Below are 827 nucleotides of genomic sequence, written 5' to 3' on the forward strand. Positions count from 1 at the left end.
CTAGGGTCTGTGGGGATTTAGCGTGAGTTGATGACACCTGCGGCGAGATATATCATCGCCTCGAAGCTCCGGTCGGTTTTGCAGGCTCGCATGGCGATGCGCTTGAACTCCTTGAGTTTGCAGAAGAAGTTCTCGATCAGGTGACGCCATTTGTATATCTCTTCGTCAATGGCGCGCGGGTTCTTGCGCTGTGACCGTTGTGAGATGACGACTTTCGCGCCTCGCTGGTCGAGTTCTTCGATGATCCAGTTGGCATCAAAGGCCTTGTCGCCCAGCAGGGCTTCGAAGTTGATGCCATCGATCAAAGGGGCGACGCCGATCGTGTCGTAGCGGTTCCCCGGTAGCAGTTTGAAGCGAACAAGGTTGCCCAAGGCATCGGTCAGGGCCAGGATCTTGGTCGTTATCCCGCCTTTGGAACGACCAATGGCCTGGCTCTGAGTCCCCCTTTTGCGCCTTGGCCGTGCCGGTGGACCTTGACGATAGTGGCATCAACCATGGCGTATTCCATGTCGGGGTCTCCCGACAAGGCATCAAAAATCCGCTTGAAAACATCAGCTTCGCGCCAATCACGAAACCGGCGGAATGCCGTATTCCAGTTGCCGAATGTGGCAGGAAGGTCCCGCCATGGGCTGCCTGTTCGGACAATCCAAAGAACCGCCTCAATGAATAGCCGGTTGTCGCGGCCACTGCGTCCGGGATCAGACAGCTTACCCAGGCAATGCGGTTCTATCTTCGCCCATTGGGCATCGGTCAGTACTAAGCGATCCATCCAGTGGGTGAATCACATCTCCGCTAAAATAGGAATCCCAAATCCCCACAGACCCTAG

At 55.9% G+C, this 827-nt stretch carries 1 protein-coding gene; it reads right to left on the reverse strand.

Going from position 1 to position 827, the window contains the following annotated elements:
- Positions 1 to 17 precede the first annotated feature (17 nt).
- A protein-coding gene (locus HUK84_RS20750) for an IS5 family transposase (RefSeq protein ID WP_176641871.1) occupies positions 18 to 769 on the reverse strand; the annotation gives its coding sequence in 2 pieces (ribosomal slippage) (positions 18 to 439 and positions 439 to 769; 753 coding nt in all).
- Positions 770 to 827: the final 58 nt, after the last annotated feature.

The sequence above is a fragment of the Nguyenibacter vanlangensis genome, from assembly GCF_013376155.1.
Classification (GTDB): domain Bacteria; phylum Pseudomonadota; class Alphaproteobacteria; order Acetobacterales; family Acetobacteraceae; genus Gluconacetobacter; species Gluconacetobacter vanlangensis.